Source organism: Parvimonas oralis, assembly GCF_047608425.1.
Classification (GTDB): Bacteria; Bacillota; Clostridia; order Tissierellales; family Peptoniphilaceae; genus Parvimonas.
This window is the reverse complement of the sequence record NZ_JBLKRS010000002.1, coordinates 154,952-174,538: the sequence shown is the minus strand read 5'-3', so window position 1 is coordinate 174,538 and position 19,587 is coordinate 154,952. Positions and strand designations below refer to the sequence as shown.

At 31.7% G+C, this 19,587-nt stretch carries 21 protein-coding genes and 1 tRNA gene; all 22 read right to left on the bottom strand.

Translation table 11 applies throughout. From position 1 onward, the window contains the following. Window positions 1-10 precede the first annotated feature (10 nt). A complete protein-coding gene (rsxA, locus tag ACMX2D_RS04320) occupies window positions 11-586 on the bottom strand; it encodes an electron transport complex subunit RsxA (RefSeq protein WP_009447967.1) in 576 nt (191 codons plus the stop codon). Further along, complete coding sequence (gene rsxE / locus ACMX2D_RS04315; protein ID WP_009448318.1) at window positions 586-1,200, bottom strand: electron transport complex subunit RsxE; 615 nt, start codon at window positions 1,198-1,200, stop codon at window positions 586-588. Before rsxE ends, rsxA begins: the two co-directional genes overlap by 1 nt. Window positions 1,201-1,210: 10 nt before the next feature. Beyond that, entirely contained in the window at window positions 1,211-1,789 is a 579-nt protein-coding gene (locus ACMX2D_RS04310; RefSeq protein ID WP_414972834.1) for an RnfABCDGE type electron transport complex subunit G, read from the bottom strand. Next, window positions 1,789-3,255, bottom strand: a complete 1,467-nt coding sequence (locus ACMX2D_RS04305; RefSeq protein WP_414972833.1) for an RnfABCDGE type electron transport complex subunit D — start codon at window positions 3,253-3,255, stop codon at window positions 1,789-1,791. The genes ACMX2D_RS04310 and ACMX2D_RS04305 overlap by 1 nt, the downstream gene beginning before the upstream one ends. Before the next feature lie 10 nt (window positions 3,256-3,265). Then, window positions 3,266-4,591 (bottom strand): electron transport complex subunit RsxC, encoded by a 1,326-nt coding sequence (gene rsxC / locus ACMX2D_RS04300; RefSeq protein ID WP_414971500.1) that lies wholly within the window; start codon window positions 4,589-4,591, stop codon window positions 3,266-3,268. 318 nt (window positions 4,592-4,909) lie between these two features. Continuing rightward, window positions 4,910-4,995: transfer RNA gene (locus ACMX2D_RS04295), tRNA-Leu, on the bottom strand. 26 nt (window positions 4,996-5,021) lie between these two features. Further along, window positions 5,022-5,903, bottom strand: a complete 882-nt coding sequence (gene sdaAA / locus ACMX2D_RS04290) for an L-serine ammonia-lyase, iron-sulfur-dependent, subunit alpha (RefSeq protein ID WP_414972832.1) — start codon at window positions 5,901-5,903, stop codon at window positions 5,022-5,024. Window positions 5,904-5,911: 8 nt separating this feature from the next. After that, on the bottom strand, window positions 5,912-6,574 hold the full coding sequence (gene sdaAB / locus ACMX2D_RS04285) for an L-serine ammonia-lyase, iron-sulfur-dependent subunit beta (RefSeq protein WP_414972830.1): 663 nt from the start codon (window positions 6,572-6,574) through the stop codon (window positions 5,912-5,914). Beyond that, window positions 6,574-7,521, bottom strand: a complete 948-nt coding sequence (mnmL, locus tag ACMX2D_RS04280) for a tRNA modification radical SAM protein MnmL/YtqA (RefSeq protein WP_414972829.1) — start codon at window positions 7,519-7,521, stop codon at window positions 6,574-6,576. Before mnmL ends, sdaAB begins: the two co-directional genes overlap by 1 nt. After that, window positions 7,515-7,961: a peroxiredoxin gene (locus tag ACMX2D_RS04275; RefSeq protein ID WP_009447844.1), complete on the bottom strand. Its 447-nt coding sequence runs from the start codon at window positions 7,959-7,961 to the stop codon at window positions 7,515-7,517. The genes mnmL and ACMX2D_RS04275 overlap by 7 nt, the downstream gene beginning before the upstream one ends. Continuing rightward, entirely contained in the window at window positions 7,951-8,811 is an 861-nt protein-coding gene (locus ACMX2D_RS04270) for a Cof-type HAD-IIB family hydrolase (protein ID WP_414971495.1), read from the bottom strand. The genes ACMX2D_RS04275 and ACMX2D_RS04270 overlap by 11 nt, the downstream gene beginning before the upstream one ends. A gap of 57 nt (window positions 8,812-8,868) precedes the next feature. Then, window positions 8,869-9,171: a DUF1292 domain-containing protein gene (locus ACMX2D_RS04265; protein WP_009448241.1), complete on the bottom strand. Its 303-nt coding sequence runs from the start codon at window positions 9,169-9,171 to the stop codon at window positions 8,869-8,871. Between the two features lie 648 nt (window positions 9,172-9,819). Beyond that, complete coding sequence (locus ACMX2D_RS04260; RefSeq protein ID WP_414972828.1) at window positions 9,820-10,509, bottom strand: hypothetical protein; 690 nt, start codon at window positions 10,507-10,509, stop codon at window positions 9,820-9,822. 409 nt (window positions 10,510-10,918) lie between these two features. Then, on the bottom strand, window positions 10,919-11,554 hold the full coding sequence (locus tag ACMX2D_RS04255; RefSeq protein WP_414971493.1) for a V-type ATP synthase subunit D: 636 nt from the start codon (window positions 11,552-11,554) through the stop codon (window positions 10,919-10,921). A 13-nt stretch (window positions 11,555-11,567) separates the two neighbouring features. Continuing rightward, window positions 11,568-12,944: a V-type ATP synthase subunit B gene (locus tag ACMX2D_RS04250; RefSeq protein WP_414972827.1), complete on the bottom strand. Its 1,377-nt coding sequence runs from the start codon at window positions 12,942-12,944 to the stop codon at window positions 11,568-11,570. After that, window positions 12,937-14,706: a V-type ATP synthase subunit A gene (locus ACMX2D_RS04245; RefSeq protein WP_414972826.1), complete on the bottom strand. Its 1,770-nt coding sequence runs from the start codon at window positions 14,704-14,706 to the stop codon at window positions 12,937-12,939. Before ACMX2D_RS04245 ends, ACMX2D_RS04250 begins: the two co-directional genes overlap by 8 nt. Before the next feature lie 16 nt (window positions 14,707-14,722). Then, window positions 14,723-15,031 carry a V-type ATP synthase subunit F gene (locus tag ACMX2D_RS04240; protein WP_009447920.1) on the bottom strand — a complete coding sequence of 103 codons (309 nt, stop codon included), beginning with the start codon at window positions 15,029-15,031 and terminating at the stop codon, window positions 14,723-14,725. After that, window positions 15,024-16,010, bottom strand: coding sequence for a V-type ATP synthase subunit C (locus tag ACMX2D_RS04235; protein ID WP_414972825.1), 987 nt, complete (start codon window positions 16,008-16,010; stop codon window positions 15,024-15,026). The genes ACMX2D_RS04240 and ACMX2D_RS04235 overlap by 8 nt, the downstream gene beginning before the upstream one ends. Before the next feature lie 13 nt (window positions 16,011-16,023). After that, on the bottom strand, window positions 16,024-16,575 hold the full coding sequence (locus tag ACMX2D_RS04230; protein WP_414971488.1) for a V-type ATP synthase subunit E: 552 nt from the start codon (window positions 16,573-16,575) through the stop codon (window positions 16,024-16,026). A 34-nt stretch (window positions 16,576-16,609) separates the two neighbouring features. Beyond that, the gene (locus ACMX2D_RS04225) at window positions 16,610-17,095 is read right to left on the bottom strand and encodes a V-type ATP synthase subunit K (RefSeq protein ID WP_009447750.1); all 486 of its coding nucleotides are present in this window, start codon (window positions 17,093-17,095) and stop codon (window positions 16,610-16,612) included. Between the two features lie 44 nt (window positions 17,096-17,139). Further along, window positions 17,140-19,083 carry a V-type ATP synthase subunit I gene (locus ACMX2D_RS04220; protein ID WP_414972824.1) on the bottom strand — a complete coding sequence of 648 codons (1,944 nt, stop codon included), beginning with the start codon at window positions 19,081-19,083 and terminating at the stop codon, window positions 17,140-17,142. Next, window positions 19,070-19,396 (bottom strand): hypothetical protein, encoded by a 327-nt coding sequence (locus tag ACMX2D_RS04215; protein WP_414972823.1) that lies wholly within the window; start codon window positions 19,394-19,396, stop codon window positions 19,070-19,072. Before ACMX2D_RS04215 ends, ACMX2D_RS04220 begins: the two co-directional genes overlap by 14 nt. Between the last annotated feature and the right edge of the window lie 191 nt (window positions 19,397-19,587).

Genomic DNA, 19,587 nt, shown 5'->3' with positions numbered 1-19,587 from the left:
AATCTCACCTCTATACTAATCCCGCAAATCCATAAAATGCCAGAGACATAAGTCCAATGGTAATTAATGTAAGAGGAACTCCTTCAAGATTTTTAGGAACTTCTGTCAATTCCAACTTTTCTCTTATAGAAGCCAAACAAACAATGGCTAATAAAAATCCAAGTGATGCTCCTAAACCATTAAATATTGTTTCTAACAAATTATATTCTTTTTGTATATTTGTAATTGCAACACCTAAAACTACACAGTTTGTTGTTATAAGTGGTAGGAAAACTCCTAAAGCATTATAAAGATTTGGACTCATTTTTTTAAGTACCATTTCAACAAATTGTACTAAAGTTGCTATTACAAGTATAAACACGATTGTTTGTAAATATTCAAGACCTAAAGTATCCAATAATGTCTTTTGAATTACCCAAGTTACAGCACTTGAAATTGTAATTACGAATGTAACTGCCATACCCATACCAAATGCAGTTTCAACTTTATTTGATACACCAATCAACGGACAAATTCCCAAGAATTGTCCTAAAACATAGTTATTTACTAAAATTGATGCAACTAAAATTTTTAATATTGTAGCCATTAGTTACCCCCTTCTTTTTTAGCACTAACTTTTTTACTTAACATATTAAACCCTGCTACTAAAAGTCCAAGAATAATAAATGCTCCCGGAGCTTGTGTAATAACACCGATACTTACATAATTTTTTCCAAGAATTGGAAAACCAAGCCAAGTTCCATTACCTAAAACTTCACGAACACTTGCTAGTACAACCAATGCAAAAGTAAAGCCAACTCCTTGCCCAATTCCATCCACCATTGATGAAAAAACTGTATTCTTTGATGCAAAAGACTCTGCTCTCGCAAGGATTAAACAGTTTACTACTATAAGTGGTATAAATAATCCCAAACTATCGTAAAGAGCAGGTATATATGCTGCCAAGAACATTTGTACCAATGTTACAAATGTGGCTATAATTACTACATAAGCCGGAATTCTAACTTTATCCGGAATAAATTTTCTAAGGCTGGAAATTACAATATTTGAACAAGTTACTACAAATATTACTGATGATCCCATACCTATCGCATTTACAACACTTGTTGTTACAGCTAATACAGAACACATACCAACAAGTTGAACAAGTACAGGGTTATTTGAAAATATACCATCAAAGAAAATCTTTTTTAATTTCATATTATCCCTCCTACTTTTCAAGTTCTTGTAATGCATCTATTGCAGCATTTAATCCGTTTAGAACTGCATTAACACTTATTGTTGTTCCAGTTATTGCTTGAATATCATTGTCTGCATCCGGATGTAAATTTTTAACTAGATGTTCAGTAACTTTATTTCCTACAACGCTTTTTGCGTATTCTTCAGTCGTTACTCTACTTCCAAGACCAGGTGTTTCACTATGTTTTAAAACTTTAAAACCAACTATCGTTTTATTTTCTGTATTTATAGCCATAAGCATTGAAATATCTCCACCATAGCCATTTTTTCCTAAAGTCTTAAAAACATACCCTACAGTTTTATCTGATTTCTTCGCAACTTCTATTTTTTCTATATTTTTTATCTTTGTTTTTATTGTATTAAGTTTTCCTTCTTCAACAGTTTCAAACTTATCAGCTTCAGCAAAAACTTCTTTTAAGGCTGACTCATATTGAGCCTTTTCTCTTGCTTTAATAACCGGAGAAGTAAAACTGTTTGCAAATGCAAGAACGAAACCTGCAATTGCAGTAATTAAAAACAATCTGACTGTCAATTTAATAGTTTCTTTCATTACTTTTTAACTCTCCCTTCTCCAAAAACTTTAGGGACACAATATTTTTCTAAAAGTGGTGTAAAGATATTCATAAATAGAATTGAATAACTTACCCCTTCCGGTAAACTACCAAAGTTCCTTATGAGTGCAGTTATAATACCACAACCCATAGCAAAAAATATTTGAGCTTTTCTATTAACAGGAGCTGATACATAATCAGTAGCCATAAAAAATGCCCCTAATATAAGTCCACCCATTAAAAGTTGAACCGGTAAATTTGCCACAGGAGTTCCTGTAAGAGCTAAAACAACTGCAGTTGTAGATATAAATACAAGTGGAATTCTAAGCTGAATAACACCTCTATACAATAAATATCCTGCTCCAATCAATAAACATATAGTTGAAACTTCTCCGATACAACCCCCTCTTACACCTATAAATGCTTCAAGAAAATTTACTTGAGTTCCCTTTGATAAAGGTGTCGCATAAGTTGCAGCATCTAATGAAGAATAAGTTGAGGAATTTATCAAATTTGAAATTCCTGAATTAGGTGCAACATAATTTGACATTGCTGTTGGGAATGATGCCATTAATGCAGCTCTTGCAGCAAGTGCAGGGTTCATAAAGTTCATTCCAAGTCCACCGTATAATTGTTTAACGATTATAATAGCAAATATACTTCCAAGTGCAACCATCCAATAAGGAATTGTAACCGGTACGTTAAAAGCAATAAGCATTCCGGTAATTACTGCAGAAAAATCTTTAATAGTAATAGGTTTATGTGTCAATTTTTCGTAAATGTATTCAGAACCCACTGCAAATGCTATTGATACCAATGTAACCAATAATGCTCTAATGCCAAAGAAATAAATTCCGGCAAGTAATGTCGGTATCAAAGCGATAACAACATCTCTCATAACTGTACTTACGGTTGCTTCACTTCTTAAATGAGGAGATGACCCAACAAATAATTTAATTTGAGGTTCTTCAGCACGTCCACCCCTTGCAGGTCTTTCCCTTCTTTCTCTTGAAGGTCTTTCTTCTGAAGAATCATCAGTTCCGGTAGTTCTCTCTCTTCTTTCTCTTGAAGGACGTTCCGCTCTTTCTCTAGGTTCTCTTGCTTCTCTAGGAGTTCTTTCACGTCTTTCTCTTACAGGTCTTTCGGTTTTTACCTCTTCACCCATTTCAGCATTTTCTGTTGTTTCAGAAGCTGGTATTTCTTCTTCTGATGCAACTCTTGTTCTTCTTTCCCTTGCAGGTCTTTCAGTTCTTTCCCTAGGCTCTCTGGGAGCTCTTTCTCTTCTTTCTCTAACAGGTCTTTCTGATTTTGTTTCTTCAGTAGTCGAAGCTGTTTCAATATTTTCATTTTCAACTTCTTTTACTTCTTCAACATTTTCAGTTACGACTTCGTTTTCTTTTATCTCAATGTCCGTTCCATTTTCTAATTCAGAAGGGACTTCAACTTTTAAATCTTTTTCTTCCATAGTACCCTCCTTATGCTCTCTTTCCTTTACCTTGTTTTCTTACTTCAGCTTTTCCAAGTCTGATAGTTTCAACTAAAGGTCTGTTTGACGGACAAATATATGAGCAGGAACCACATTCAATACAATCCATTAAATGTAATTTTTCCGCCTCGTCAATTCTATTTTTCAAAGTATATAGCTGTAAATACAAAGGCTGTAAGTACACAGGACAAATATCAACACATCTTCCACATCTGATACAAGGACTTACAGCTTTAGGTGCGCTTTCCTCTTGAGTCATAAAAAGTAATCCACCCATAGCTTTACCTGTAGTTACATTAGGAGTATATTGTGTTTCACCCATCATTGGTCCACCTGAAATAATTTTTCCGGGTTCACTTTCATATCCTCCAATAAACTCTACAATATCGGAAACTTTTGATCCTACTCTAACCATAACATTTTGTGGTTCTTTTAGTGCATGTCCAGTCATAGTAACCAATTTTTCATATAGTGGCTTACCATGTAAAACAGCATCATTAATTGCAATTGCAGTATTAGCATTTATTACTCTTATGCCAACTGCTGAAGTAGAAGCTCCTGAAGGTACAATTATTCCTGTTGTAGCTTGGATAAGTCTTTTTTGATCTCCTTGAGGATATTTAGTCTTTACAACACTTACAGTTACCTCAGGATAAGACTTTGATGCTTCTTTCAACTTATCAATAGCAAGCGGTTTATTATCTTCAATACCTAAAATACCTTTTTTTGCTCCCATTGCCTTCATTGCAAGTAAAAGACCCATAACAACTTTTTCAGGATATAATTCCATCATAAGTTGATCACTAGTTAAATATGGCTCACATTCAGCGCAGTTTATTATTATGTAATCTGTAATCTGTCCTTCTCTAGCTGTTAATTTAACATGAGTAGGAAATCCTGCGCCTCCAAGTCCGACAATTCCGGCTTCTTTTATGGCGTCTATTATGTCCGTCGCGCTTACTTCATCAATAGTTAAATTCTTTTCTTCATATCCCAATTCATCTAAACCGTCATTTTCGATAGTTATTCCTTGACACATAACACCTGTTGCAGTCATAATCTCATCAATAGATTTTACCTTACCGCTAACACTTGAATGGACATTTGCAGAAATAAAAGCTGAAGCTTCACCAATCTTTTGCCCAACTTTTACCAAATCATTTTTACTAACCAAACAAGTAGCGGGTGCACCCGAGTGTTGTGATAGAGGTATAGTTACTACCTTAGGTACAAAACCGAAATTTATAGGTTTCGAATTAGTTAACTCTTTAAAGTCGTGGATATGTTTTCCGCCTTTAAAAGTGTTCACACTCACTTTATTCACCTCTTTTTATTATCACAATTTTTAAAATTTCTCTATAAATAAAACTAATAATATCAAAATTTTAGTATATAGAAAAGATTTTTCAAAAAACTTGTATTCATGATTATTTTACACTATTTTTACTTCAATGTCAATTTAATCTTAAGCAGTGAATTGATAAAAAGCAGCAAATCATCTTAGATTTTTAACTTTAATTATAAATATTTTTTATTGATAATTATTTATTGATTATACTATGAAATGTATTCTTAATTTTGAATCAATATTGATTTCTTCACAAAAAAACTCCGTTAGTTTTTCTAACGGAGTTGGTGCAGAAAAAGGGATTTGAACCCTCACAAGCTTTGCTCACTACCCCCTCAAGATAGCGTGTCTACCAGTTCCACCATTTCTGCATAAATCGGACTTAATAAGTCCGTTATTAACTTAATCTATCCGGAAATACTTTACATTCCATTTTCTTTGCAGATGGACATGCTGCACATCCACCTAATGCAGTTTCTCTTAAAGTTTCAGGTAATGCATTTCCAACTTCATACATTGCTTGAACCACCTCGTCAAAAGGTACAATGCTTTCTACTCCCGCAAGCGCAATGTCACTAGCAACCAACGCATTAATGGTTCCCGTTCCATTTCTAAGTGCACAAGGAAATTCTACAAGCCCTGCTACCGGATCACAAACCAATCCCAATACAGAAAGCATTGCAAAGCATGAAGCTGTCAAAGATTGTTCTGGAGTTCCACCATGTAATTCTACTATTGCTGCTGCACTCATTGCCGCTGCTGCACCACATTCAGCTTGACAACCACCTTCTGCTCCGGAAATTGTTGCATTTGTTGCAATAATTCTTCCAATTGTTCCGGAAACTAGAAGTGCCATTAGCATTTGGTCATCTGTAAAATTATATTTATCTTGAATCCAAGAAAGACTACCGGGTAAAATTCCTGCACCTCCGGCAGTTGGAGCAGCTACAATTTTTCCCATACCGGCATTTACTTCAGAAGTTGAAAAACCTCTAGCAATAGCTGTGACCATAGACTCTCCTAATATACTTTTTCCACTTTGTGCATATCTCAAAATTTTCTTTGCATTTCCACCGGTTATTTTAAAAGGATTGATTTTATCATTAGTTATAACATCGGAAGCTGATGCTTTCATTACTTCATAAGTTTCCCTAAGCATCTCTAAAAGTTCTTCTTTTGTTATACCCATTTCTTCAAGTTGGTGTTCCAATGCAATTTCACTAATTTTTTTGTTTTTTTCTTTACATAAACGTAATAATTGTTCTCCTGATGAAATCATATAACCTCCTACAATGGTTTTAAAATCATACAATCCAACATATCAGGTAATTTGCTTATTCTATAAATAGCCATTTCATCAATTCCTCCATCAATTTCCATAACAGCAGATGCAACTCCATCCTCCCTATTCATAATCAAACTACCGATATTTATCTTATTTTCAGCTAAAATTGTACTAACTTGAGCAATCATTCCATATCTGTCATTATATTTAAGGATTATTGTATTATATACACCACCAAATTTAACGTCAACTCCATTAATATTTGTAATTTCAATGGCACCACCACCAATTGAAGAACCTATTACATAAAAACTATCCCCATTTGGTTCAATAAATTCAGTCTTAACTGTATTTGGATGAGCAAATAATAAATCCATTGGAACAAAAGAAAAATCAATACCTCTATTTGTAGCAATATCCAAAGCATCCCTTATTCTTTCGTCATCAGTATCATATCCTAATATTCCACCGACCAAAGCTCTATCAGTTCCGTGACCTTGATATGTATTTTTAAAACTTCCATGTAAATGAAAAATTACTTTCTTTATATCTCTTGCATAAATAATTTTTGCAATTCGTCCAAGCCTGCAAGCTCCAGCAGTATGGGAACTTGAAGGTCCAATCATAATAGGACCTATAACATCAAAAAGTCCATAGTTTTTCATTATTTTTTCACTACTCCTTCAAAATTATTAAACAGATCTCCCTGTTTAAAATGATTTTTCTCCATTTTTTCTAAAATTTCATCTCTAATCTTCCACCAACTCGTATTCCAGTTACAAAACAAGCTATTTTCTTCAGGAACACGACCAAGAAGTCTTTGTAAAACTATTTTTTCGTCTAGATTTCTTAAAAAAGAAATTACCAAGTCGATAAATTTCTCCTTACTTATTAATTCAATTTCTCCATTTAAGTACATTTCGCCTAAAACAGTATTTTTTACTATGTATAGCGAATGTAATTTTACCTCTTCAATTTTTAAAGCTGATAAAATCTTTGCAGATTCAATCATATCTAACTCGTCATCCCATGGAAGTCCAACGATGATATGAGTACAAACTCTAAACCCAAATTTATGAATTAAATTAACAGCATTTATAAATTCAGCCAAAGTATGACCTCTATTTAACTTTATTAAAGTTCTATAATTTACAGTTTGCAAACCCAATTCAAAATCTATTTCTAAATTTCTATTCTTTTGAAAATTCTTTAAAAATAATAATTGCTCTTCTAAAATACAATCCGGTCTTGTTGACAGAGAAATCCCAATTATGTCCTCATCAACAACACTATCCTCTATCATCTTTTTAAAATCATCCATTCCAAGATATGTATTTGTAAAATTTTGAAAATATACAATAAATTTTTTAGCATTGTATTTTTTTGAAATATAGGACTTATTTCTCAAAACCTGTTCTCTTACGGACATAGAGAAATGACAATTTTCAAAAGAACCGCCTTCATCTCCACAAAAAATACAACCACCCGTTGCGATATTACCATCTCTGTTCGGACAGCTTAAATTGAGTTTAACAGGCAGTTTATAAACTTTTTCTCCATAAATATCTTTAAGATATTTGGAATATGTTCTGTAAAAATCTTCCTCTAACATTCTAATTCCTTCAATGCTTCTAGTACTTTTATAGCGTGGTCTTTAGCTTTTACATTTCTAAATTCTTTTAAAATATTTCCCTTATCGTCCAAAATAAAAGTGGATCTGACAGTTCCCATATACTCTTTACCACACATTTTTTTTAGTTTCCAAACGTCAAAATGCTCTTGAATTGAAATATCCTCGTCAGAAACCAATTCAACGGTTAAATTATGTTTTTCAATAAATTTCTTATGACTGGCAAGAGAATCCTTACTAACCCCGATAATAACCGCATTTAACTTTTCAAACTCACTTTTAAGTTCACTAAATTGTATAGCCTCCAAAGTACAACCTGAAGTGTTGTCCTTAGGATAAAAATACAAAATTATCTTCTTTCCTTTATACTTATCTAAAGAAAATTCACCATTTATTCCATTAAACTTTAAATTACAAGCCATTTTTTTCTCCTAAAACATCCCTAAACAATTTCTTTAACTCAAAATATACTCCATCTTCATTATTTGTAAATTCAGTAATATTATTTGTCAAAGACTTTAACTCATCAATTCCATTTTTCATCGCAAAACCAATTCCGGAATTTTTTATCATAGATTTATCATTAAATTCGTCGCCGAAAGACACAACATCTGAAAGTTCAATATTTTTGCTTTTAAGATAATTAGTTACTGCAACCCATTTATCAGCTTTTTCAGATTGAAACTCCAAAACTTTTTTTCCATTCGGTATAAAATACCTGTTTTTTACCAAATTATGCTCTTTATCAAACAATCCGTAAAATTCATCAATTTTTTCTTTTTGATCCAAAAAGGCTATACATAAAACAGTTTGTAAAGAATTCATATCAACTTGGCTAAAATACTTAATACAATCTGTAGCAATCTTTTTGTCAGCAATATTTTCTTCAAAATGACTTTTCTTAGGTTGTCCGTCTTTTATAGCAAGATGATAACCATCTACAAAAGAATCCACATAAACATAAGGATTCATTCCACAATCCAAAGCCTTATTATAAACTTCCAAAAATTTAGAATTTTTTACATATTCAACATTAATTAATTTGTTAGACTCCTTAAACCTACTCATAGCTCCATTATTAGCACAGACTATGATATCTCTCTTTAAAGGTTGTAAAAATCCTGATGCCATATAAAAATGCCTACCTGTAGCGATTACGACCTCTATTCCATTTTCAATCAAATTGTCCAACAATTTAAAACTCCGCGCAGATATCTTTTTATCATCATCCAATAGAGTTCCATCTAAATCTAAACAAACTGCCTTTAACATAAATACCTCATTTATTAAAAAAATAAAGTGCCGATAACGGCACTTCGTGGACTAATCTTATTCTTCGTCTTCTTCAACTAAAGCGTCAAATGCGTCAGAAACCTTATTGAATTCTTCATCATCTTCGATTTCTTCAACTTCATATTCTCCGTCTTCTTTTTCTATATATTTGCAAAGTAAGATACTTCCGTCTTCTTGACTTTGAAGTGCAATATATTCTTTTTCTTCAACTTCAAAAACTCCAATAACTTCAAAAGTTTCTTCTTTTCCATCTTCGTTTTCAAAAACTAATAATTCAGCTTCCATTTCTTCTTCGCAACCGCAACCACAGCCACATCCACAGCCTTTGTTTTCTTCCATTTTGTATGTCCTCCTTAAAATTTTTAAAATCTTAAATTTTAAATTGATAAAAGATATTTTTCATAAAAATATGAAATACATATCTACAATAATGATACCACATTTTTTAAAAAAAACATAGCTTTTTAAAATATTTTTTTAATAATATTTTTTAAAAAAATATTTTATTCACAATTTTTTTATTGCGAAGCAACAAGGTTCTCGGGTACCCACCCGATGCAAAGCATCGTGGAGGGGTGAGGTTCTTATTGATAATGTTAAAATAAACCAATTTTTCCTGATTTCCTATTCAAAAATTAAAGTTATCCCATATTATTATAAAAGTTATCCACAAAATAAAGGTCAAAATATCCACTTATCCACAAGTTATTCAACTTATCCACAATTTAACAAAAGGGGCTTTACTTTTTTTATTATCATTTAATCACATATAATAAAATTATGAAGTGATAAATTTACCTATATATAAATTAAGACAATTGAAAAACTTTCCTTTGTTTATAATATCAAGCATCTTTACAATACAATAAAAAAGTTTATCAAATATAAATATGATAAACTCATTTATTACTATACTTATTTTTTTATTAACAGAATTACCTTATACAAATTTTCTATCAACTACATAATGTAATATTTTAACTTTTATTAATTTTTTTGATTTTTAAATAACTCTAAATAAAGTGTATAAACATTATATGCAAATGTTGCAATTGCAACTAGATAAATAATAATTGCAATATATAGCATAAATGTTGAAAAATTCTTAATAGATATTTTTAAAATTAAGCTACTGATAATAGCAATCGCATTTCCACCCAAAAAGTTTATATTTGTTGTTTTTTTTATAAAATCTTTTCTTTTTTCAAGAACTACAGTTTTATAGTAAATAACTGCAATTAAAACTATTGATAAAAAAATCAAAAAATGAGAAAAATCTCTAAGTTTAACAATTGTCTTTAAAGATTCTATCTTGGACATAGTCTTAGCAAAACCTGATAGGACATTTTCTGAATTAATTTTCAAACTTTTATAACTACCTAATCCTATAAGTTTAATAACTATATAAAGCAGATTGAGTACAAAAACTGCTGAAATTCCTCCCATAATGTATTCTAACAAATTTTTCTTAGAAATAATTTTATCAAACTTTTGTTTAAAATCAACTTTGCTCTCTACAACCTTGTCAAAATTACCCTTATCTTCAATATCTTTTACTTCAACATTTTCATTTACTGTTTCCTGTTCTTCAGTTTTTTCAGTTTCAATTTCTGTTTTATTTTCCTTTTCTTCTAAGTTTTTGTCAATTTCTAAATCATCTTTTTTTAAATTGTCCATAATATCCCTCCTCAAAATAAATCATATAACTTTTATTATATTATGTTATTACTGTTATATTATACTACTATATAACAACTTTTTCAAGTGATTCAAACAGAGTGTATAAAAAATAAGAACCCCACCCTTCCACGATGCTTCGCATCGGGTGGGTACCCGGGAACCTTGTTGTTTCACAATAATAACCCCACCCTTCCACGATGCTTCGCATCGGGCGGGTGCCCGGGAACCTTGTTGTTTCACAATAATAACCCCACCCTTCCACGATGCTTCGCATCGGGCGGGTGCCCGGGAACCTTGTTGTTTCACAATAATAACCCCTCCCTTCCACGATGCTTCGCATCGGCTGGGTGCCCCGGAACCTTGTTGTTTCACAATAAAAAGCTGTTGCAAATTGCAACAGCTTTTCCTATACTTGTTTAGCTATAATATCCTTAACTTTCATAAGTCTTGTAATAGTAGCTCTTTCATTTTCATCTAATTTCATTCTGATGAATTTAATTGTTTCTTCCAAGTCCGGAATTGTTCTATACTCAAGAGCATTTACTCTTCTACGAGTCTTTTCAATTTCATCTGCCATTAGTTGACAAGCTTTTTCAACTTCTGCAAGTTCTAAAAGCTTATCCATTATTGAATGTAATTCTAAAATTGCATCGTCAAGTTCAGAAGATGTTTGAGCATAACCATAAGGGAAAATTGCTCCACTTGATTCCGTTCTATCGAATTCCATTTTAGGAATATTTACACTCATTACATTTTTTGTCTCAATGGCAACGGATACCTGTTCTTTCGGAAAGGCAACAGCTTGTTCCAAAAATTCGGGACTCATAACAGCACTTGCTAAAAGAAAAGATTTGAATGAATTTGAAAGTTCTTCTTCAACTTCAAGACGAAGTTTTTTATTTTTTCTAATCATTTCTATAAATCTTCTCATAAGTTCATCTTGTTTATCTTTAAGAAGTTTATGACCTCTTTTAGCAGTTACAAGTCTTCCTTTAAGATTTGAAAGAGCCATACGTGTAGGATTTACATTTAGCTTTGCCATCTATATCTCCCCTTTATTCTGTCTTTCCTAAATATTTATCAATATATTCCTCTCTAATTCTCTTAAATTCTGTTCTTGGAACTATACTTAATAATTCCCAACCTAAGTTTAAAGTTTCTTCTATCGTCCTGTTTGTTTCATATCCTTGGTCAACATATCTCTTATCAAAAGCATCTGCAAATTTTGCGAATGCTTTATCTGCTTCTGATAATGCTGATTCACCTAGGATTACTGCCAATTCACGAGCCTCTCTACCTGATGCATAACCGGCATAGATTTGGTTCATTGTCTCTGCATGATCTTCTCTTGTCTTTCCTTTACCAATACCTTTATCTTTAAGTCTTGATAGTGAAGGAATTACAAAAATTGGTGGTTGAATACCTTGTTTATATAATTCTCTTGAAAGAATAATTTGTCCTTCAGTGATATATCCTGTAAGGTCAGGAATTGGATGAGTGATATCATCTTCAGGCATTGTTAAAATAGGAATTTGTGTAATTGATCCCGGTCTTCCTTTAAGTCTTCCTGCTCTTTCATAGATAGTTGAAAGGTCAGTATATAGATAACCCGGATAACCACGACGTCCCGGAACTTCTTTTCTGGCTGCAGAAACTTCACGAAGTGCTTCTGCATAATTTGTAAGGTCAGTTAAGATTACCAAAACATGCATTCCCTTTTCAAATGCCAAATATTCAGCACAAGTAAGAGCCATACGAGGAGTTGCAATTCTTTCTATTGCAGGGTCATTTGCAAGGTTCATAAACAAAACTGCTCTGTCTATCGCACCTGTTTTTGTAAAGTCATCAATAAAGAATTGAGCTTCTTCAAAAGTGATACCCATTGCTCCAAATACTACGGCGAATTTTTCTCCACCACCAAGTACTCTTGCTTGTCTTGCGATTTGTGCAGCTACATTGTTATGAGGAAGACCTGAACCTGAAAAAATAGGTAATTTTTGTCCTCTAACTAATGTATTAAGTCCATCTATCGTAGAAATACCTGTTTGAATAAATTCTGAAGGATAGTCTCTTGATACAGGATTGATTGGAGAGCCGTTAATATCTATCTTCATTTCGGGAATAATCTTTGGACCTTTATCAATAGGATTCCCAAGTCCATCAAAAATTCTTCCAATCATATCTTCAGAAACTCCAAGTTCAAGAGGATGTCCTAAAAATCTACAAGTTGTATCTCTTAAGTTAATTCCTGATGAGCCTTCAAACAATTGAACCATTGCCTTATCCCCATTAATTTCAAGAACTTTTCCTCTTCTCTTTTCTCCGTTTTGAAGTCTAACTTCAACTAACTCTTCGTACTTAACTCCTTCAACACCTTCAACAACCATCAAAGGTCCTACTACTTCTTTTACTGTCTTATACTCTTTAAGCATTAGAGTTACCTCCTTCGCTTATTAATTTTTCTATATCAGCCTTAACTGTTTCGAATAATTCATCAAATTTTTCCAATTCTTTTTCAGAAATATTTTTACTTCTTGCTATTCCTTCACGAGAGTCAATCTTTAATATTTCATCAAGATATACTCCTGAATTTAATGCTTTTTTAGCTTCATCATAGAAACCCAAAATAAGACTTAACATTTTAAATTGCTTTGGAAGAGAACAATAAGTATCAACTTCATGGAAAGCATTTTGTTGTAAGAAATCTTCTCTTAAAGATTTTGCAACTTCAAGTTTTAATTGATCCGCTTCTGAAAGTGAATCTCTACCTACAAGACGAACAACTTCTTGTAAATTTGATTCTTCTTGTAAAAGTGCCATTGATCTTATTCTGTATTCAGAGAATTTTTTATCAATGCTTTCATCCATAAACTTATCCATTTTATCTTGATATAATGAATAAGAGTTCAACCAGTTAATAGCAGGGAAATGTCTTCTATAAGATAATGCATAATCAAGTCCCCAGAACACTTTTACTATTCTAAGTGTAGCTTGTGATACCGGTTCAGAAATATCTCCACCCGGAGGAGAAACCGCTCCAATTACTGTTAAAGCACCTTCTCTATCTTCTCCTAAACATTTTACAAAACCAGCTCTTTCATAAAAGTCTGCAACTCTTGATGCAAGATATGCCGGATAACCTTCATCACCGGGCATTTCTTCAAGACGACCGGACATTTCACGAAGCGCTTCTGCCCAACGAGAAGTTGAGTCAGCCATAAGTGCAACTGAATATCCCATATCTCTAAAATATTCTCCGATAGTAATACCTGTATAAATTGATGCTTCACGAGCAGCTACCGGCATATTTGAAGTATTTGCTATAAGAACTGTTCTTTTCATAAGTGATTGACCGGTTTTTGGGTCAAGAATTTCAGGGAATTCCATAAGTACGTCAGTCATTTCGTTTCCACGTTCTCCACAACCAACATAAATTACTATTTCCGCATCCGCCCATTTTGCAAGTTGGTGTTGAACAACTGTCTTACCTGAACCGAAAGGTCCCGGAATTGCAGCAGCCCCACCCTTTGCTACAGGGAAGAAAGTATCAATTATTCTTTGACCTGTTACAAGGGGTCTAATTGGATCCAATTTTCTTGCATAAGGACGTCCTTTACGTACCGGCCATTTTTGAATCATATTTAATTCTTTAATTCCGTTGTCAGTTTCTATTTTACAAATAATTTCATCAACTGTATGATAACCTGATAAAATCTCAACTATTTTTCCGTTTACAGCAGGAGGAACCATAATCTTATGAGAAACAACTGTAGTCTCCTGAACTGTCCCAATTATATTTCCTTCAAAAACTTCATCTCCAACTTTTACTGTTGGAATAAAATCCCAGCTTTTTTCTCTATCCAATGGTAATACACTTACACCTCTTAAAAGGAAATCTCCGGCTTTTGCTTGTAGAGCTTCAAGAGGTCTTTGAATACCGTCAAACATCTGTTCCAGCATTCCCGGTCCAAGTTCAATAGAAAGTGGACTACCTGTTGAATAAACATCATCTCCAGGTCCTATACCAGTAGTTTCTTCATAAACTTGGATTGAGGCTTTGTCGCCTCTCATTTCTATAATTTCTCCAATGAGCTTATTTTTAGAAACTTCAACAACATCATATACGTTCGCATCTTCCATTCCTTCTGCAACTACAAGAGGTCCAGAAACTTTAATAACTTTACCGACTTTCAATATAAGCCCTCGCTTTCTATAATATATTTGATCCAACAGCTTTTTCAACATTCTTGTTGATATTCTCTAAGCCTATATTCAAACTACCTCTGTTGCTAGGTATTAAAATCACTGCTGGAATAACTTCACTGTTATATCTTTGAATAGTTTCTGGAATATCTTTTGCTAACTGTTCAGTAACAAAGATAATTCCATAATCTTCTTTTGCTAGTTTGTCAATAATTCTTCTGGCATCATTACCTTCAATTGCAGTGAAAACATGAACCCCAAGTGCTCTAAAGGCAAGAACCGAATCCTTATCGCCAATTACAGCTATCTTATACATAAACTTCACGCAACCTTTCTTTAATGAATTCAGCAGATAATCCATTGACTTTTCCTACTAATATAAGTCTTAAGTTCTTAATTTCCAATTCTTTTGCGAAAAGAAAACTAAAAATAACTTCTGCTCCATAATGGATAGATTTAGTTTCTCTAACTATTTCAACTAAATAATCATCCATACTTTTTTCAAAGCTATTAAGAGAATTAGTATTTTTATACTCTTCTACGATTTTAGATAAAACTCTACCAATCTTATAAGCCTTTAACTTAATAGGTAAAAGTTCAATATCCTCATAGAACATTTCTAAAATCCTGTCTGTTTCGATATCTCCACCTTTTATCAAAACTTTTTCCAAAGTTTCTTTTACTTGATTTTGTTTTCTACATCTTATAAAAGTTCTAAGATTTAAAAAATCAATCATAGCTCTAAAATATTCTGAAATCATTTCAAGTTTAAATTCTTCAGTTAAATTCAAAACTTTTTCAAAGTATTTTTTATCTATAAAGATATCAATGTCTTGAGGGTCTTTTGTAATTTCGAAAAATTCTAAACATTCTTTAAAATCTTTTGATAAGTCCTCATCATCTTTTAAGGCTAATTCTCTAAATGTTTCAATTTCATTTGCATCTAACATACAATACATTGAGTCAAATTTTTCTTTTAAAATATGCTCTTTTACCAAAACTTTTAAGTTGTGATAATCATATTTACAAGAAAGTATCTCAACTAAAGATTTTTCAGGAGAAATTTCCATAACATCTTTGTATGTTTTATCCAAAACTTCTGACAAAACCTGTTCATAATTCTCAGGTCTATCCAATTTTGAAATTTCACTTGAATAAGAAATTTCATTAAGTAACTTAATTGCATCTTCAAGAGTCTTTGCATCAGCAAGTCTATGAAGTTGTTGTTTAGTAAGGAGATTTTTCTCAGCATGACGAATTCTAACACTTGATTGGATAAAATTTTCTCTATCCATAATACACCTCCTATTAACTAAATAACTTATCTGCTACTTCTTGTTCCAAGTCTTCCTTTATTAAATCAACTAAACTTGAAAATTCATTATTTAAAATAATTTTTCCATTTTTTAGTGAAAATCCACTTTCAACAGTTTCATTTGCAACTTTAATTCCAAATAATTTTTCTCCTGCCAATTTCTTTTCACTTTCAGTAAGAATAATTTCACTATCTTCTTTAATGTCTAAAGTTTTTAATGATTTTTCGACAAAACTTAAATAATCTTCATGATTTAAAGTTTTTAATTTTTCTTTAGTCAATTCAAAGACTTTATTTATCACTTCTTGTTTTGCAACTAAAATCATATCTCTTGCTGTTAAACTTGAGTTTGAAATTATTCTATCTTTAGATTGTGTACCCTCTGCTTTTGCTTTTTCAATTATCTTATCAGCTTTTTTTTGAGCTTCACTTTCTGTTTTTCCAACAAGATCTGCAACTTCCATTCTAGCATCTTTTACTATTTTTTCAGATTCATTTTTAGCATCTTGAAGGATTTCATCTATAATATTGTCCAAATTAGACATTCTATCACATCCTTTTTATTTTATTTAATGCTTTTTATTTGAATGCAACGCTTGAAAGTAATAAGAATGACATAGCAAATGCTAAGATTGCATAAGTTTCAACCATTACTGAAAGGATAATACCTTTTGTTTGATGTTCTTCATTTTTTGCTAAGATATTGATACCTGCAACTGCAACTCTTGCTTGGTAATAAGCTGATTTTAATCCCACGATACCGACAGGTAGAGAAACCATAACATAGTATAAGCCTTCAACTAAACTCATATCAACTCTTAATTTGAACATTATGAAAAGACCTATTACAAATCCGTAAAGTCCTTGTGTACCCGGTAATAATTGTAATACCATTGCTTTACCGAATTTTTCAGGTTCATCAATAACCAATCCTGCTGCAGCTTCCCCTGCCATTTGAACACCTCTTGCAGAACCAAGTCCGGCTAATAATACCGCAAGTGCCGCTCCTAATATACCAAATACAACTCCACCATTTTGTGCTAATACAGCCATAAATTCTTTCATTACAAAATCTCCTTTTCATTTGTTTTTATTTTTTTATTTTAGAATTATTTTACTTCTATATATTTCTTATCACTTCTAAATTTCTTAAACGCCTTTCCGCCACCTTCATAGAATTTACTGAAAAATTCCACGTACATAAGTCTAGAAGTATGAACATAAGCTGATAAGAAACTTAAAAATATATTAAATGCTTGAGCAAACACAAAAACTATCACTCCGAAAATTATTCCTACAATTCCTCCACCTACAAGCATTTTTACAATTATATTGATTGCTACTGCAATAAAACCGCCCGCAAGTCCAAGAGCCATAAGTCTAAGATATGAGACAAAATCTCCAATATAAGATGTTATTCCATAAAGTGAATACAGTCCTCCTGCAATTCTTCCTGCGATACTTTTTGAATCTCTGGCTCCAAATGCAACAATACCCAACATCCCAATTATCATTCCATAAAAAGCTATTGTATTTACTATCTTCGGCATTGTAACCGCTTTACCGATAATAACTAAAATAACAGAAGTCAAAGTCAAGTACCAAAGGAATACATCATAGAATGCATCCATAGGCTTTCCGTTTTTGATTAATACATAAGCTTTCATTCCCAATCCAAATGCTAAATGTACTCCACCAAATGCTAAAGACAATATCAGAACTGTCATAAAATCTTTTGATGAGTCCAAAATTTGAGTTGGTAAAGTAATTAAATCTCCAAAGGCCGAACCGTAAATTAATCCCCATATCATAGTTGAAAAACTAAGTGCAAAGAAAAATTTTAAGAATTTTTTTGTTGAATCGTTAAACTTCAATGTCTTTAAAGCTATGCCTGAACCTATGAATAAAATTAAACCATAAGCAAAGTCTGCAACCATCATTCCAAAGAAAATCCAATAAAATATTGACAATATAAATGTCGGATCAACTTCATCATATTTTGGAAGAGCGTACATATTTGTAACTGATTCAAAAAGTGATACTATCTTGTTATTCTTTAAGATAATTGGAACATTCGGATCATCATTTTTAGCATCTTCAATTTCCAAATAAACTTTGGAAGCTGATACTTTTTCAAGCAAAGCCTTGAAATTATCCTCTTTATCAGCCGGAATATATCCTTGAATAATATCCAATTTATCAGTAGCTTTAAAGTTTGAAACTACTGTATTTCTGAGAGATAAATTTTGATAATATTCATAAACACTCTTCATTTTTTGAATATTTCCGGTAAAAGCTTTAATCTCATCAGTTAAAATGATATTATCGTCTTCCAAAATTTTCTTTTCTTCTTCTAATTTTTTAATTTCTTTTGAAACTTCACCTTTTATTTCTAAATTAACTTCAGAAAAACCGTTTACTCTTAAGTTTTCAAATACTGCTTCATTTTCTGTTTCATTAGTAAAAATAATACAATATGAATTTCTTCCGACTATATCTACTTCTTCAAAATATGTATATTTCAAATCTACAGTAGATGATTTAAACTTTTCAATATTCCTAGTCGGAATATATCCCATTATGAATTTTAATTTTTTAAATGAATTTAAGTCTTCAATAGGTTCCTTAATCGAATTCCAAGGTAATAATTCTTTAATTGAATTATCTATAGCTGTCAATTTTTGATTATTTGACTCCATCTTTTTACTTATATCATTCAAATTGTTAAAATCCGGAATATAATCATAAGAATTAGCTTCTTGTTCAAGTTCACTAAAAGTATAAACTATAGGACCTTTCTTTAAAGCAGATAAACCTTTTTCCTTTTCAACAAAACGACCTAAATAATCAATCATCCATTTTACTCTTGTGGAGTCTTCGATATAATTATTATCTACTGTATTAATATCCAATTCTTTTAGATAATCAAATTGGTCAACAGCATCAGATTTTGAAAAGTTAACATAACCGAATCTTTGAAGTTCTTCTAGCAATCGCTTCCTTTCAGCTTCAAAAGCAAATAAAGTGAATTTCTTCATTTTAACTATTGCCATTTACATTCACAATCCTCTCTACTATTGAATTAACCACAGATTCTAACTTATTATCTTCAACAGATTTGATAAGCTCAACATATTTTTTAGCTCTTTCAATAACCGGCTTTGCCAACATCTCGCCTTCATTGATTAAACCAAATTTTATTTCTTCAGCTTTTTTATTAGCTTCGCTAATAACTTTATCAGAAATTTCTTCACATTCTTTCTCAGAATTTTTCTTCAAAGTCATAGCTTCAAGTTTTGCCTCATCAACTAAAGATTTCGCTTTCAACTCTGCATCCTTAACTCTGTTTATAGCATCAGTAGTCATTTCATCACCTCCTAAAATTAAACAGTATTTTAAACCAAAAATTAAAAATAACATTTTCATAAAAAATATATTAAATCTTATAAATTTAAAACACCTATTTTATTATTACTTTAAAATAAAGTTAGTTTATTTTAAAACAAATTTTTTCTCCCCTCTATTTTAATCGTAAGAATATTATAAACTTTTTTTTT